We start from the raw sequence: 16,753 nt of genomic DNA, 5'->3' as shown, positions 1-16,753 counted from the left end.
CGTGACGGCGGCTGCCCGAGGCTGACAACTAACCACTGGCGGGGCGAGATCCAGCCGGAGCCTGCCCGCCGGGACCGCCCGCTCCTCCGGCCATGCCGGTGGCGGCTTGCTGGGTCACGCTGCCGGCGTAGTCGTTGCCGGGATCGCGATAAATCGTATGGACGTGTCCCCAGCCCGACGTCGTGACGCCCTCGACATCGGCACCGGCGGAACCCTGCTGGGCGGCGAATTCGATGTACACGTCGGGGCCGGAGATCTGGAAGTAGATACCATCACCCTGTGTCATGTCGTAGACGGTGGCTCCCGACCAGTTGATGTAGGTCTCGTCGAGCGTCGCTTCGATCTCGGCGAGCGCCTCGGAGGTCGTCTCCTCGTCGGACAGGCCCACCCAGTTCGCGATGACGTCGAGCAGCAGCTTCTTCTCCTCATCGGTCAGATCAGCGCCCGAAATTCCTGTCCCCGTGGGGTAATCACAAGTGCTTCCGGGAGCGCACACCATGTTCGCGACGGTCGACCCCTGGTACAGGGTTGCCTTTTGTTCGTCGGTCAGGCTGTCGTAGAACGCGAACGCCGTGGTGTAGATGCCGTCGAACGGTTGGACCTCGTTGCCGTCGGAATCGGTGTACACCGCCGGCTGAATTCCCAGATGTGTGGGAGCGAAGGTGATCTCATCGGCCGCGCCATCGAGTGTGGCGTTGATGCCGAGATGGTGCCCGCCGAACTGGATCTCCCAGGCACTCGAATCAGACGGATCGCCGAAGAAGGCGATGTAGTACTGGCCGAGCGACTCCTCCGTCGAACTGCTCTTCTCATGAAGATATTCGTCACCGCCCATGATTCCGGTGACGGTGGCGTAGCCCTCGTCGCTGAGGAGCGCTTCCAGGACCTTCATCGCGGCGGCCCGCTGCTCGTCGGACAGATCTGCGAGGTTCACCCCGGCGCGGTCGACGAAGGTGACCGGGAAGTTCGACCACGACGTCGTCTTGGTCTCGTCGTCGTAGTCGTAGAGGACCTGCTCGCGTTGTTCATCGGACAGGGTGGCCAGGAACGCCTGAGCGGCTTCGGCGGACGACGAGATCGTGGTGGCGGTGGTTGACGCGTCTTCGGTGGTGATCGAGGAGGACACGGACGAAGACGCAGAGGTCGAGGCCCATGACGTGCTGGGAGCGTCGGTGGTGCAGCCACCGAGGAGCAGGCCCCCGGCCAGCAGCGCCGACACGATGGCGACGCGCACGCGGCGAGGAGAAGAGGCAGGGGCAGAGGCAGAGGTTCGCTTGTGCATACGACGAAAGCTATCGGCGCCCACTGCTCCCTCCCTGGGAGAAACCTGGACGGTTCCTGGGAACCGTGCCGCTCTGGTCAGCCGACCAGATCGACGAGTCGGCGAACCGCGAATTCGTAACCGCGGATGCCGAAACCGGCGATGACCCCGGCGGCGATCGGTGACACATAGGAGTGATGCCGGAATGCCTCGCGCCGATGGACGTTGCTGATGTGCACCTCGAGGATCGGGACATCGGGGACGACCAGCGCATCGGCGAGGGCGACCGAGGTGTGTGTCCATCCCCCGGGGTTGATGACGATGCCGCTGATCTCGCCGACGGATTCGTGGATCCAGTCGAGCATCTGCCCCTCGTGATTGGTCTGCGCCGCGCGTACACCGAAACCGAGTTCGGCGGCGGTGCGCTTGGCCAGGTCGACCACGTCGGCCAGGGTGTCCGAGCCGTAGACGGCCGGCTCCCGGGTGCCGAGAGTGTTCAGGTTGGGGCCGTTGAGCAGCAGGATCGGCAGACGGTCGGGCACCTCGGCGTCGGACATGGCGTTCACCTTACTGGCCCTGACCTGGCGATCGGCGTTCCTGCGTCGCCGCGGCGCGACCGTGAGCACCCGCCCGTCGTGCCCGCACCGCCGCCGACGGGGGCGAGACATCCCAACGGCTACCATCTCTCTTTGTGCCAGCGCAGACCGTTCGACGAGCGAGGATCGTCGCCATCGTCACCGGTCTACTCGGATTCCTGCTCGCACTCGCGACTCCCCTCATGCCGGTGTCGCAGCGAACGGCCGAGATCGACTGGCCGCAGAACGGTCAGATCGGTTCGGTGTCGGCCCCGCTGATCGGCTACACGCCCGTCGACCTCGACGTCTCGATTCCCTGCACCGCTGTGAACGCCCTGCCGCCCGGCGGGTCGGTGCTGCTCTCGACGACTCCCAAGCAGGCACCGAAGTCCGGTGAGCGCGGCCTGTTCATCCGCAAGACCGGTGCTGCCGATGCGCCCCTGGACCGGCAGGGCGTCGAGGTGGTCATCCGCAACGTCTCGCTGGTGTCGGCGACGCTGCAGGACATGCGCGACCAGGGGTGCCGAGAGATCGTCGTGCATGCCGATTCCGACGCGGTGACCGCCGAATTCGTCGGCATGACGAGCGGCATCCGGAACGAGGACGGCGAGGACGAGCCACTCGCCGGCACGACCGAGGACACAGAGGCCTTCAAGTATTCGTCCGACCAGCGCCCCCAGGTGACCGGCCTCTTCACCGATCTCACCGGGCCGGCGGCCGACATCGCGGGACTCGACGCCCACGTCACCATCGATTCGCGCTACAACACCGCGCCGACCATCTCGAAGTGGCTGGTCGTGATCGTCGGAGTGGCGTCGACGCTACTGGCTCTGTCCGCCCTGGCAGCACTGGACTCGACCGACGGCCGACGGCATCGTCGGATCTTCCCGGCACGGTGGTGGCGACTCAATGCGCGCGACTATGTGGTGATCGGCGCGCTGATCGTGTGGCACATGATCGGGCCCAACACCTCCGACGACGGTTACCTCCTGACCATGTCGAGGGTGGCCCAGGACAGCGACTACACCGCGAACTACTTCCGCTGGTACGGCGCACCCGAGGCGCCGTTCGGCTGGTACTACCAGGTCTTCGGACTGCTCAGCCACATCTCGGTGGCGAGTCCGTGGATGCGTCTGCCCGCACTGTTGTGCGGAATCCTGGTGTGGCTCATCGTCAGTCACGAGGTTCTGCCCCGCCTGGGACGTGCCGCGCTGACCCGCCCGATGGTCGCCTGGACGGCGGCGTTCGCGTTCCTCGCGTGCTGGTTCCCCTTCAACAACGGCCTGCGCCCCGAACCGATCATCTGCCTGGGCGCCCTGCTGACCTGGTGTTCCGTCGAACGGGCCATCGCCACCGGTCGCATGCTGCCGGCCGCCGTCGCGTGCCTGATCGGAGCGTTCAGCATCGCCGCCGGCCCGACGGGCCTGCTCGCGGTGGCGGCACTGATCGCCGGCGCACGCCCGATGATCATGGCGCTCATCAAGCGAGCCCGCGTCGTCGCCGAACTGTCCTCCGCTGACACCGAATCCGCGGGATCGGCATCCGGCGATCCCGAGACCGCCGACCGCGAAAGCAAGCGCTCGCTGCGATGGTCGTTCGTGGCGCTCATCGCGCCGATCCTCGCCGCCGGCACCTTCGTCGTCTTCGTCGTGTTCTCGAACCTGACCCTGCGGTCGTTCGTCGAGGCATCGAGCATGAAGTCGGCGCTCGGGCCGTCGATGAGCTGGTACAACGAGATCGGTCGCTACTCGGCGCTCTTCGCCTTCTCTGCCGACGGTTCCATCGCCCGTCGGTTCGCGGTACTGGCCATGATCCTGGGCTTGGTCGTCTCGGCGGCAGTGCTGGTCCGCAAGAACCGCATCCCCGGCACCGCCATCGGCCCGACCCGCCGCATCGTCGCGATCACCTTCGCATCGCTGGTGTTCCTCATGTTCACGCCCACCAAGTGGACCCACCACTTCGGCGTCTTCGCCGGTATCGCGGCCGCCCTCGCCGCGATCGCGGCCATCGCCGCCAGCCAGCAGTCCATGCATTCGAGGCGAAACCGCACCCTGTTCTGCGCGCTCGTCCTGTTCATCGGCGGTCTCGCCTTCACCGCGCCGAACTCGTACTACTACTACTCCGCGTGGGGCATGCCGTGGGGCGTCGAGCAGGTCAAGATCGGCGGCATCATGCTCGGCAGCGTGCTGCTCTATGCCGCGCTCGCCCTGCTGCTGGTCGCACTGTGGTTCCACTTCCGCGAGCCGTTCACCGGGACCGATCCGCACGTCGAGGAATCCACCGGCGCCGACGCCGCGCATCAGCGGTGGTACCGACGACTGGTCGCCTCGATGGCGGCCGCCCCGCTGGCCTATCTGGCGATGGCGGTGGTCGTCTTCCAGATCGTCACCGCGATCTTCGCCGGCATCCACCAGAGCTCGTCGTACTCGGTACCCCGGTCCAACTTCGCCGCCGTCGCCGGCAACCCGTGCGGGATGGCCGACAAGGTCTGGGTGGAGTCCGACCCCGACCGCGACATGCTCCGCCCGGTCGACCCGACGCTGCCCAACCCTCTCGGCGGACCACCGCCCGCACCGGGCAGCGTGCCGTCCACCTCGGGATTCTCCCCCAACGGTGTGCCGACAGCACTCGAGTCGACAGCCAGCGAGGGGTCGCTGGGTGTCCTGTCCGGCGACGTCTGGCAGTCCCCCGACATCGTCAACTCCAACCCCGGCGGTACCGGCGGCGGCGAGATCGCCGAACCCGGGATCAACGGCAGCACCGCGGCGCTCCCGTTCTTCCTCGATCCCGCCTCGACGCCGGTCATGGGCAGCTACTCCAAGCTCGACCAGGTCCCGGCCCGCCTCACCTCCGGGTGGTACGCGCTACCGTCGGATTGGCGGGACCGCCCGCTGCTCACGATGTCGGTGGCCGGTGAGTACGACAATCCGAACGTGATGCTCGAGTACACCGCGGACCCGATCGGTCCCGACACCCGCGATGCCGACCTCGAGGCCGCCGGCGACACCGAACTCATCGACCCGGGCCCGCGCCCGTCGTGGCGCAACCTGCGCTACAACACCGACGAGCTGCCGTCCGACACCACCGCCGTGCGGATCGTCGCGACCGACGACAACCTCGCCGAGGACCGGTTCATCGTGCTCACCCCGCCACGGATCCCGCAGATGGACACCCTGCAGGACGTGGTCGGCAGCACCGATCCGGTCCACATCGACTGGACTTCGGGCCTGGCGTTCCCGTGCCAGCGCCCGTTCACCCACGACGTCGGGGTCGCGGAGATCCCGAAGTGGCGCATCAAGCCGGGCTCAGACCTGGCAGCCGCGGTGTCGGCGTGGCAGAACCGCTTCGGCGGCGGCCCCCTCGGCTGGCTCGAGGTCTCCCAGCAGGCGACGGCGGTGCCGACCTATCTGATGGCCGACATCGGACGCGACTGGGGCGCCCTCGAACGCTACGAGCCATACGGCGACGTCGACACGCTCGCCGAGATCGAGACCGGCACCGCCACCCGCAGCGGACTGTGGAGTCCCGCGCCGTTGCGGCACTGACGGTTCGACGGCCCGGTCGCCGCGGTGGTAGTCGGCGCGGCGATCTGCTTTGCCGTCACCGGTGGTCGGTGAGTATGCGTGCGAGTTCTGCTTCGACCGGGGTCAGCGGTGGGCTGGTGAGGTGCTCCGGCGGTGTTCGCGGATGGACCAGTTCGCGATAAGCGAGTTCGAGACGGAGGCCGCGGTCGCCGTAGCCGACGGCGTCGGGGCGCCCGCTGCTCCCTGAGGAGCGCCCGGAGCTTGCGGAGGGCGCGTCACGAAGGGTCGGGCGTGACTCATCGCCGGGCCTGGTGGCAGGTCCGTGGATGTCGTTGCGCACGGTGTTCAGGTGTTCTGCGAACCGCCGGGGTATGTCGGGTCGGCGGTTGAGGCGCTCGGGGTTGGGCGGTGCGCCAGGTTCGGCGTTCAACCGCCACAGGCAGCGGCCTTCGTCGGGTCCGGACCGGGCGATGCGGGTGGTGTACTGCCCGGGCTGGTCACCGACCATCCGGTTATGTCGCGGGCAGGCCGGGGCGAGGTCGTCGATGTCGGTGAGACCGCCCTTGGCCCAATCCCTGTGGGCGTGATGCATGTCGACCTGGGTGGCGGGCTGATCACACCCGGGTGCCGAGCACACTTCCCCGTCGGGGCGGGCGAAAGAGACGAGGCGCTGTTCGCGGGTGGCCAGACGTCTGCCGCGCCCGAAGTGCAGCGGCACAGTGGTGGCGTCTTTGAAGATCGCCAACCACGGCTGGACGTCACCGGCCATCGCGATCAAGTCCCGGATGGGCAGCAGGGTTCCGGTGGCGGTGGTCGCGAGTCCGGCTTCGCGGACGAGGTCGCCGAGGTCGGCTTTGATGATCAGTTGGACGGGCAGGCCGCGGTGCGAGGTGCCGAGTGCGCCGTCGGCGAAACCTGCGGCGAGTGCAGCGTCGAGCGCGTCGTGATTGGACTGGGCGAGGGTGCGGCCGTCGCGGTCGGCTGCGGTGGCCAGGGCGTCGGGGTCGGCGGCACCGGCCGGCCCGCTGGGCGAGGCGGGGTCGTCGGGGTTGTTGAGTCCGGGTTTGCCCCACACGGCGAACATCATGGTGAGTCGGGCGGCGAGTGCGGGTGTCAGGGTGCCGGAGATCTTGGCGGTGCCATCGGCGCGTTGCCGACCGATCCACAGGCCGCGGCGTCGTTTCTGGTCGGTGTCGTCGGTCAGGGTGCCGTCGGGGTCGAGGTGGGCGAGCAGGCGGGCACCGAGTTGGGTGATCTCAGCGGGGGTGTGGTCGGTGGCGATCTCGGCCATCTGCCGCTCAGCGGCGACCTTGATGTCGTGGTCGACGGCGACCGGGATGCGGTCGAGGACATCCAATGCGGCCTGCACGTGCGCGGTGCCGACCGCGCCGTGTGCGAACGCTTCGGCGAGGCAGGGGTATTCGGGTGGGAGGACCTCGCCGCCGAGGCTGGTCCGGTGGGCGGTGGCGTCCATCTGCTTACGGCGGCGCATCGGGTTCGACACTCGTAGCTGGTGCGTCATGTACTGCATGAGGGTGCGGCAGCCGGCCTTGCGGGGCAGGTCGCGAGCGACGGCCTGATCGATCTGCCGGTCACCGGCAACGGTCAGACGAGCGATGGCGCGTTCGGTCTCCGCGGCCACCTCAGCGAGTTCGGCATCGGTACACGGCGACAGATCCACGGTCTGCAACTTGTCGAGGGTGCGGTGGAGATCGGCCACCAACTCGACCACACGAGGCGAAGGCGCGTCGGTGCCGACGACCTGCTGGGAATCGAACATGACGGTCACCTCCCCCGAGAACCCGTGCTGCGAATGTACGTTCGACTGTACACGAAAGAAGGGTAAACGGCAGCTCGAAATACGTTGTCCAACAGAATCTTTGCTGCGCGGAGTTGCCACCTTAAATTGTCGGTGGTTGCTGGTAGTGTCCGCCCGCGGGCGAGAACTGTCTTTGCAGTGCGGAACCCTTCGTGACGCGCCCTCCGCAAGCTCCGGACGCTCCTCAGGGAGCAGGGGGTTGACGCGCCCTCCGCAAGCTCCGGCCGCCCCTCAGCAGCTGTGGCCTGACGGCCGTCGTGGACTGCGAAAGAACTGTTGTGCTCGGAGCGGGCCCACTTACTGCTCCCAGAGGGAGACCGGAGCCTGCGGAGGCCGTCACCAACCTCCAGAGCCGCGGGGTGGGCCCTAGGTACCCCGGGGGACGTCGCTTACGATGAGGCACCGTGCCTGTGACAGCCCCGACCTCGCCTGAGGATTCCGCCGAACCGTCCTCGTCGGGGCCGGAATCGTCGGGGCACGGGACCAGGATTTCCGCGGGCACCGCCCGGTGGATCGCGATCGTGGCGGGGATCGCCGGCATCGTGCTGTGTGCCCTCACCCCGCTGCTGCCGGTCAAGGCCGTCGACGCCGGTTTCGAGTGGCCGGCCGGGCAGGATCTGAACGCCGACACGTCGTCGGTGATGGCGCCGCTCATCGCGCAGACCCCGCAGACCCTCGACGCCCGCATTCCGTGCGCGACGCTGGCGTCGGCACCGGACGGCGTGGTCCTCGCCACGATGCCGACCAATGCACCACGCTCGAAGTCGTCGTCGCTGTGGGTCACCGCCACCGACGCCGCGATCACCGTGACCTTCCGGAACAGTCTCGCCGCGACCGCCTCCCGCGCCGACCTGAGCCGATGTTCGGACTTGCGCATCTTCTCCGCCCCCACCGGCCCGGGTGCGCAGTTCGTCGGGCTCGGCGAGTCGACGACCCTGCCGCCGGACCGCCGCCCGCAGGTCGACGGCATCTTCAGCAACCTCAGCCCGGAACAGGCACGCGACGCCGCTGGTAACGGCCTGCGCGTGCAGGTGGCCATCGACAACCGGTACGAGTCGTCCCCGTCGATCCTCAAGATCATCGTGATGGTGCTCGCCGCGCTGTCGGTACTCGTCGCCGTCGTCGCGCTCGGGCTGCTCGACCGCATCGGCGGGTACCACCGGCGGATCGGCGCGCGCACCCGCTCGTGGTGGCATTCACTGAAACCCCGGGCCAGCGACTTGGTCGTCACCGCGATCCTGCTGGTTTGGAGCGTCCTCGGGGCCGGTTCGCCCGACGACGGTTACATCCTCAACATGGGCCGTACCGCCGACGGTTTCGGCTACCTCGCCAACTACTACCGCTTCTACGGCATCCCCGAAGCACCGTTCGACTGGTACTACAGCTTCCTTGCGGCGTGGTCGTCGGTCTCGCCGTCGGTGCTGTGGATGCACATCCCGCAACTCGTCGCCGGACTCGTGTCGTGGTTCGTCCTGAGCCGGGTGCTGCTGCCACGCCTCGGCCCCGCGGTGCGGCGCAGTTCGTGGGCCATCTGGGCGGGCGCCCTGACGTTCACCGCGTTCTGGTTGCCGTTCTGCAGCGGCTTGCGCAGCGAGGGGATCATCGTCCTCGGTTCGCTACTGACCTGGTGGGCAGCGGAATACGCCATCGCGACCCGGCGGCTCCTGCCAGCGGCACTGGCCGCCCTCGTCGCGGGCTTCACCCTGGCGCTCGCCCCGCACGGCGTCGTCGGCGTGGCCATCCTGCTGGTGGCGGCCCGCTCACTGCTGCACATCCTCATCGACCGACGGAACCGGATGGACGGATCCCGCTGGGCGGCAACGCTCGCCCTCCTCGCGCCGATCGCCGCCGCCAGCATGGTGGTGCTCATCGTGGTGTTCCGCGATCAGACCCTGGCCACCGTCCTCGAAGCGATCAAGCTGCGCTACTCGGTCGGGCCGGTCATCTCCTGGCATCAGGAGTTCCTGCGGTACTACTTCATCTCGGTCGTCACCGACGACGGCGCCCTCACCCGTCGCGTACCGCTGCTCCTGCTGCTCGCCGGCCTGTTCGTCACGGTCGCGGTCATGTTGCGGCGCACGAGGATTCGCGGAGTCGACCCGGGACCCGTCTGGCGTCTCATCGGCGCCGTCGGGGTCACCCTCCTCCTGTTCGCGTTCACGCCGACCAAGTGGACCATCCAGTTCGGCGTGCTCGCCGGGCTGGCGGCGGCGATCGCGGCGGCGGCCACCGTCGCCGTGGCCCAGTCGGCGGCGCGTTCGGCGCGAAACCTGACGGTCTTCGTCTCCGGACTGTTGTTCGCGATGGCCGCCGCGATGGCCGGTTACAACTCGTGGCCGTTCCTCTACGAATACGGCATCTCCTGGTTCGACCGCGCCCCCGTCATCGCCGGCTACCAGGCGTCGACGCTGTTCCTCATCCTCGCCGTGATCGCGGCCGCGGTCGCGGTCTGGCAACACCTGCGGCTGGACTACGTGACCAATCGCGGTCTCGCACATGCCGACACCGGGCCCGGCGAGACCCGAGCCGATCGCCGACGGCTCTTTCTCGCCTCCTCACCACTGGCGGTGATCGCCGGTCTGCTGGTGATCGTGGAGTTACTGCTGTTCGCCAAAGCCGCGGTGACCCGGTATCCGGCGTCGACCGCACTCGCCGAGAACCTGAACACGCTGCGCGGCAACAGCTGTGGCCTCGCCGACGATGTCCTCGTCGAACTCGATCCCAACGCCGGCATGCTCACCCCGGCCGGCGGCGCCACCACGACGCAGGCGCTGCGCGGCGAGAACCCGGTCGGGTTCTCCCCGAACGGGATTCCCGACGACCTCCAGCCCGAGCCGGGTAGCCAGCGCCCCGGACAGATGAACGTGTCGGCGAGTATGGCCCGCCCGTTCGCGATCACCGGCGGGCTGGGCGCCGGGACCACCGGCGGGCGCGGACTGGAAACCGTGAACGGTTCCACCGCCAAGTTGCCGTACGGGCTCGACCCCGCCACCACGCCGGTCCTGGGCAGCTACGGGTATCCGGGCGAGGCCCGGCTCACGACCGGTTGGTACGACCTGCCCGCCGACCGCGCGGCGTCACCGCTGCTGGTGTTCAGCACCGCGGGCGCCGTCTCGACCATCGACACCTTCGGCGTACGCAACTTCGGGCAAAAGATGGTGGTGCAGTTCGGCCGCCCGGGTGCGGACGGGAACTTCGAACAGGTCGGCCCCGACATCCTGCCCATCGACCCCGGTCCCGTGATCCTGAACATGCCCTGGCGCAACATGCGCGTACCGATGTCGGCCGCCCCGCCGCGCGCGACCGTGATGCGATTGTCGCTGCAGGACAACAACCTCGGCGAGAAGCAGTTCATCGGGATCACCCCGCCGCGCGCACCGCAGTTGCAGACGCTGCAGGCGGTCGTCGGCTCGACGGCACCCACCCTCATCGACTTCGGGGTGGCGTCGCACTTCCCGTGCCAGCGGCCGATGGGTGTGTCCCACGGCGTCGCCCAGGTCCCGCAGTGGCGCATCCTGGGTGACTATCCGCTGACCAATTCCCAGTCCAAGACATGGCAGGCCGGCGTGGACGGCGGGTTGCTGGGGATCTCGGAGGCCGCCACGTCCGCGTCGGCGGTCTCGACGTACCTGCAGGACGACTGGGTGCGCGACTGGGGCGCACTGGAGAAGCTGACCCCGCTCGTGTCCGACGCACCGGATGCGCGGATCGACACGGCACAGACGACGCAATGGGGCTGGTCACGAGCCGGCTCGATCAGGGTGGAGCCCCAATCCGATGAGTGAGTCCCGTACGCCTCGTACGTCCCGTCTGGCGACCACGGTCAACCCGAAGATCGTCGCGACCGTCACCGGTCTGCTCGGATTCCTGTTGGCGATCCTCACCCCGCTGTTGCCGGTGAACCAGTCGACCGCCGAACTGCAGTGGCCGCAGGGCGGCGACGTCTCCGATGTCGCCGCCCCGCTGGTCTCCTTCGTGCCGATCGACATGGAGACGTCGGTGCCATGTGCACTCGCCACCCGCCTGCCCGACCAGGGCGGAGTACTGCTGTCGACGATCCCCGAAGGCGGCCAGGACGCCGGGGCCCGCGGGCTCTTCGTCCGGGCGACGTCCGACGCACTGACCCTCACCGACCGCAACGTCGCCCTGCTGAACACCGATCGAGCGGCCGCGCAATCGAATCCGAACTGTCGCATCGTCTTCCGGGCCGACGGCGAGGGGGTGAGCGGACGATTCGAGGGCCTGCCCGAACCGGCCGCGGACTCCGGCGCCGCGCACGGCTTCGCGCTGGCCGACCACGAGATGCGTCCCCAGATCGTCGGCGTCTACAGCGATCTGCCCGCCGATGTCTCTCGTGACGGGTTGTCGCTGCGCGCCACCATCGACACCCGCTACGTCAGCACCCCGACCCTGCTGAAGCTCACCGCGATCGTGCTCGGCATCCTCATGACGATCGTCTCGCTGATCGCGCTCGGCATCCTCGATCGCCGGGACGGCCGCAGCCACAAGCGTTTCCTGCCGTCGGGCTGGTTCACGATCCGGCCGCCCGATGTCGCGGTGTTCGCGATTCTCGCCTTCTGGTGGTTCGCGGGCGCCAACACCTCCGACGACGGCTACAACTTCATCGTCGGCCGGATCACCGGAGACGCCGGGTACGCCGACAACTACTTCCGCTACTTCGGTGTGCCACAGGACCCGTTCGGCTGGCACTTCCAGGTCATCTCGGCCATGACGGACGTGAGCGTCGCGGCACCGTTCATGCGACTACCGGCCTTCCTCCTCGGGTTGCTGGGCTGGTGGCTCATCAGCCGAGAGGTCATCCCGCGCCTGGGCCGCGCGGTGCGGCACAGCACGCCGGCGGTGTGGTCGGCCGCGTTCGTCTTCCTCGCGATCTGGTTGCCGTTCAACAACGGTCTGCGTCCGGAACCGGCCGAGGCCGTCGGCGCTCTGCTCACCTGGTGCTGCGTGGAACGCGCGATCGCCACTCGCCGACTGCTCCCCTACGCCGTCGCGGTGGTCACCGCCGCCTTCACCCTCGCGCTCGCGCCCGGCGGTCTGATGGCGGTCGCCGCACTGCTCGCCGGGATCCGACCGATCGTGAAGACCCTGGTGTCGCGCCGGTCCCGGGACGGCCTGCTGCCGATGCTCGCGCCCATCCTGGCGGCCGGCACCGCGGTACTGTTCCAGATCTTCGCCGATCAGCCGCTCGCCCCGCTCATCGCGGGTAACAAGGTCGCCTCCGACGTCGGCCCGACGCTGGAGTGGTGGCAGGAACCGATCCGGTACTACTACCTGATCCTGCCGACCGCCGACGGCACGCTCGCACGACGCTTCGGCGTGCTGGCGATGATCCTGTGCCTGTTCGTCGTGTTGCTCCGCCTACTTCGGCGGGAGCATCCCAACGGCATTGCGCGCGCACCTATCTGGCGACTGGTCGCCGTCACCCTCGGCACGATGTTCTTCATCGCCTTCACGCCGACCAAGTGGACCCACCACTTCGGTGTGTACGCGGGCATCGCCGCGGGCCTCGCCGCCGCGGCGGGCGCCATGATGGCGCCGGCCGTGCTGCGGTCGCGACGCAATCGCAGCTTCTTCGCCGCCGCGGTGCTCGCGATCACGGGGATCTCGTTCGCCGGCACCAACGGCTGGTGGTTCGTCGGCAGCTACGGCGTCCCGTGGTGGGATCGCCCGCCGACGGTGGGCGGCATCAACATCGCCTGGTTCATCCTCGCCGCCGCGGTCGCCACCGCACTTGCCGGCCTGTGGTTCCACTTCCGCGACGACTTCGTCGACGAACAGACCCGTACGCGCGGGGCCGACAAGTGGTATTCGAAGCTCAAGTTCTCGCCGCTGCCGGTCATCTCCGGGCTGATGGTGCTGTTCATGGTCGCTTCGTTCGCGAAAGGCGCCTACGAGCAACGTGATTCGTGGTCGTGGATGAAGTCCAACGCACGCGCTCTCACCGGGAACTCGTGTGGGCTGGCCAACGACGTTCTCGTCGAGGCCGATCCGACCGCCGGACTGCTGCAGCCCGCGGCCGTCGACGGCCGGCCCGCCCCCGGCATCGCCGCGGCGCTGGCCGGACCGGACGCGACGGGCTTCTCCCCGAACGGCGTACCCGATCGCCTGTCCGTCGACGCCACCGAAGACACCCAGTCGTCGACCACCTCCGGCGCGCAGAACAGCGCCCAGACCGGCGCCGGCTCAGACGAATCCGGCGACAGCTCGTCCGCGCAGGGCGGCACCGAAGGTGGTCAGGGTGCACGAGGCGTCAACGGGTCGACGGTGCGTCTGCCGTTCGGCCTGAACCCCGCCCAGACCCCCGTCCTGGGCAGCTACGGCTCGCCGTCGGGTACCGGCTCGCTGACCTCGGACTGGTACCGGCTGCCCGAACGTTCCGACGACACCCCGCTGCTGACGATGGCGGTCGCCGGATCGGTCGAGGCGGTCGACGGCATCGGGGTCGTGCACGCCGGCCAGAAGGTCACGATGCAGTTCGGCCGCGTGGAGGCCGACGGGCGGGTGAGCGCGCTGGGCCGGATGTTCCCGATCGACATCGGCGAGACCCCCACCTGGCGCAACCTGCGGTTCCCGCTCGCCGACTCACCGCCGCGGGCGAATGTCGTCCGGGTCGAGGTCGCCGACACCGCGGCCGCACCGTCGGAATGGGTCGCGGTGACGCCACCGCGGGTCAGCACCCTGGCCACCCTCAACGACGTCGTCGGCCAGACCGACCCGGTCTTCATCGACTGGCTGCCCGGCATGGTCTTCCCGTGTCAGCAGCCGATGAAGGTGCGCAACGGCGTCCTCGAGGTACCGCAATGGCGAATCATGCCCGACGCCGAGGCCACCCGGAAGAACAGCCAGACCTGGATGTCGGGCACCGCGGGCGGTCCGCTCGGCATCACCGAGGCGATGCTGCGACCGACCCTGTTGCCGACGTACCTCCGGAACAACTGGGGACGCGACTGGGGCGGGCTGCAGAAGTTCACCGAGATCATCCCGGCGCCGGCTGCGGAACTGGACCTCGGGACGGCTCGCCGTTCAGGGTTGTACGACCCCGCGCCGATGCGCTCCAGCGGGTATTGACCTGGTGTCTGACACCGCGCCGACCTGGGATTTCCCGTTCCCCACGGTCGGTGCGGCAAACACGCTCGAGGCCTTCGTTATCTCACTGTGATGTGCTGTCTCGGTTCCGTCACTCATGGCCGGCAGTCCTCGTCACTCCGTCGAAACCGGCCTAGCTTCGAGTCATGCCTTCATTCACCGCACCTGGACTCAGCAACGAAGCCGCCAACGAGGTCGTGGGCATCCTGCAGGAGCGTCTCAGCGCGCTGAACGACCTGCACCTCACCCTCAAGCACATCCACTGGAACGTGGTCGGCGCGAACTTCATCGGCGTGCACGAGATGATTGACCCTCAGGTCGAGCTCGTCCGCGGTTACGCCGACACCATCGCCGAACGCATCGCCACGCTCGGCGCGTCGCCGAAGGGCACCGCCAAGGCGATCGAGAACGACCGCTCGTGGAACGACTACTCCATCGGACGCGACACCGCGCAGGCCCACCTCGGCGCGCTCGACCTGGTCTATGACGGGTTCATCACATCGCACCGCGACGGAATCAAGAAGATCGGCGACATCGATCCGATCACCGAGGACATCCTCATCGGACAGACCGCCGAACTGGAGAAATTCCAGTGGTTCGTCCGCGCACACCTCGAGAGCTACACCGGTGAGCTCACCCACGCCGGCGCCAGCGGCGAAAAGGCAGCGGCCGACGCAGCCCGCTGACCTGGCGCAACAGACCGAGTAGCGGGTCACCACACCCCCGGACCCGCCCCGGAGCCGCGGCCGCGACCTTCCGCCCCGTTGGTCGCGGCCGCGGTAACACCTCTCTGTACCCACCAACTACGAACAGGCACTGACACCCGCACCCGGATTCACAGCCGAATACCTTGCGCCGCTTGGGACCTCAGGAACCAAGGGCTTCTCGACCATGTCCACGGTTCGTGGTTTGTTACGCTGACCACAGGCTAATGCCGCGAACAGGATGTGAAGCAATCCGCGTCCACCAGATCGATCGGGGCGCTCTTCCGCTCTGACGGGGAGGCACGTGTGTCCGAAACGCGATCATTCACCCTGTTCGATGATCTGGAGCTCCACATGCAGTTCGCGCCGGTCTGCCGGCTGTCCGATGGCGCTCTCGCCGCCGTCGAACTGCAGCTCCGGGGGCCGGCCGGCACCCGGCTCGCCACCGCCGCCGCCCTCAAACGCGCCGCCCGTCTCGTCGAAGAACACCCTGTGCTCGACGAGCGGAAGCGCAAGATGGCCGCGTCCCAACGTGCGCAGTCGCTGGCCAAGATCCTGCCGCTGCTGGTCTCCCTCGATCTCGACCTGATCGACAACCTCGACGACGAGACGGCGCGAAGCCTCGAACGTCACGTCATGGTCATCCTCCCCGACGCCGTCGAACGCAGCCCGCAGCGGACACTCGCCCGCGTCGCCCGCGCCCGGGCGGCCGGCAAGATCATCTGCGTCGACGGGCTCGTCCGCAGCGAGCACGCGGCCACGCTGCTCTCCCTCGTCGAACCCGACATCATCGTCACCGGTGCCGAACTGCTCACGTCGCAGACCAACTCCGACGCCGCGCACCTCGCCCACGCGCTGGCCGCGCACACCGAACGCAGCCATGCCGTCGTCATCGCCGAGGGCGTCGACGACGAGGCCACCCGGATCACCGCCCAGACGATGGGCGCCGCCTTCGGTATCGGCGACCTGTATCCCGCCGTGACCGACCCGTCCGTCCTCGCCACCCGGACCGTCGTGCCGCTGCCCGAGATGCCGGTGTGGACCACCCCCGGCCCGGACAAGTCGACGCCGTACCGCATCGCGTCGACCTCGATCCCGCCGCGTATGGGCAACAAACGTCTGCTCATCGAGATGAGCAAGGCACTCGAGGAGCAGGCGGCGATCGGCGGCGCCGCGATCGTGCTGGGCACCTTCCAGTTCGCCGAACACTTCACCTCGCGAACCGCCAAGCGGTGGCGGGAGATGTCGGAGAAGACCGGCCTGGCCGGGGTCTACGGTGTCGGGTTGCCCGACATCCGGGACGGGAACGTCCACCGCGCGCCGCTCGACGCGGAGGACGACCTGATCAACGAGTGGAATGTCGCCGTCCTCGGGCCACATTTCGCGGCGCTGCTCTCGGCGCGCGACCAGCACGACGCCGGTCCCGATCTCGAGCGCACCTTCGAGTTCGTGCAGACCTACGACCGCATGACCGTCACCCAGGCCGTGCACTCGATCCTCATGCGGTTCTCCTGATCCGAGTCGCGCGCGGGAAGTGACCTCGACGGACGCGGCGGCCTCGCTGCGCTCGGACGACGCTGCTCGGCCAGCAGGCGGGGAGCCGGCGGCCTCGCTGCGCTCGGACGACGCTGCTCGGCCAGCAGGCGGGGAGCCGGCTGCCTCGCTGCACTCGGACGACGCTGCTCGGCCAGCGGGCGGGGAGCCGGCTGCCTCGCTGCGCTCGGACGACGCTGCTCGGCCAGCAGGAGGGGATCCGGCGGCCT

The 16,753-nt window shown here is 68.5% G+C and carries 8 protein-coding genes; 5 read left to right on the top strand and 3 right to left on the bottom strand.

The genetic code is table 11. The features are described 5' to 3' along the window. Positions 1–28: 28 nt before the first annotated feature. Both JW364_RS00365 and aroQ read right to left on the bottom strand, forming a co-directional pair. On the bottom strand, positions 29–1,282 hold the full coding sequence (locus JW364_RS00365; protein WP_165629191.1) for a DUF3500 domain-containing protein: 1,254 nt from the start codon (positions 1,280–1,282) through the stop codon (positions 29–31). Positions 1,283–1,359: 77 nt separating this feature from the next. Further along, a complete protein-coding gene (gene aroQ / locus JW364_RS00360; protein ID WP_165629192.1) occupies positions 1,360–1,818 on the bottom strand; it encodes a type II 3-dehydroquinate dehydratase in 459 nt (152 codons plus the stop codon). A 134-nt stretch (positions 1,819–1,952) separates the two neighbouring features. Here aroQ and JW364_RS00355 point away from each other — a divergent pair, with 134 nt between their 5' ends. Then, complete coding sequence (locus JW364_RS00355; RefSeq protein WP_165629193.1) at positions 1,953–5,381, top strand: arabinosyltransferase domain-containing protein; 3,429 nt, start codon at positions 1,953–1,955, stop codon at positions 5,379–5,381. A gap of 55 nt (positions 5,382–5,436) precedes the next feature. On the opposite strand, the gene JW364_RS00350 is transcribed toward JW364_RS00355, so the two are convergent. After that, positions 5,437–7,140 (bottom strand): HNH endonuclease signature motif containing protein, encoded by a 1,704-nt coding sequence (locus tag JW364_RS00350; RefSeq protein ID WP_205333294.1) that lies wholly within the window; start codon positions 7,138–7,140, stop codon positions 5,437–5,439. Between the two features lie 443 nt (positions 7,141–7,583). Here JW364_RS00350 and JW364_RS00345 point away from each other — a divergent pair, with 443 nt between their 5' ends. From JW364_RS00345 to JW364_RS00330, 4 genes are all read left to right on the top strand, one after another. Beyond that, positions 7,584–10,964, top strand: coding sequence for an arabinosyltransferase domain-containing protein (locus JW364_RS00345; RefSeq protein WP_189340083.1), 3,381 nt, complete (start codon positions 7,584–7,586; stop codon positions 10,962–10,964). Then, positions 10,957–14,268 (top strand): arabinosyltransferase domain-containing protein, encoded by a 3,312-nt coding sequence (locus JW364_RS00340; RefSeq protein WP_165629196.1) that lies wholly within the window; start codon positions 10,957–10,959, stop codon positions 14,266–14,268. The genes JW364_RS00345 and JW364_RS00340 overlap by 8 nt, the downstream gene beginning before the upstream one ends. A gap of 164 nt (positions 14,269–14,432) precedes the next feature. Further along, positions 14,433–14,972 carry a Dps family protein gene (locus JW364_RS00335; protein WP_058250943.1) on the top strand — a complete coding sequence of 180 codons (540 nt, stop codon included), beginning with the start codon at positions 14,433–14,435 and terminating at the stop codon, positions 14,970–14,972. A 324-nt stretch (positions 14,973–15,296) separates the two neighbouring features. Then, positions 15,297–16,505: a DICT sensory domain-containing protein gene (locus tag JW364_RS00330; protein WP_058250942.1), complete on the top strand. Its 1,209-nt coding sequence runs from the start codon at positions 15,297–15,299 to the stop codon at positions 16,503–16,505. Positions 16,506–16,753: the final 248 nt, after the last annotated feature.

Origin of the sequence: Gordonia sp. BP-119 (genome assembly GCF_016924115.1) — a bacterium.
Taxonomy (GTDB): Bacteria; Actinomycetota; Actinomycetes; order Mycobacteriales; family Mycobacteriaceae; genus Gordonia; species Gordonia hongkongensis.
The sequence above is the reverse complement of the archived record's forward strand: the minus strand, read 5'-3'. Positions and strand labels throughout refer to the sequence as shown.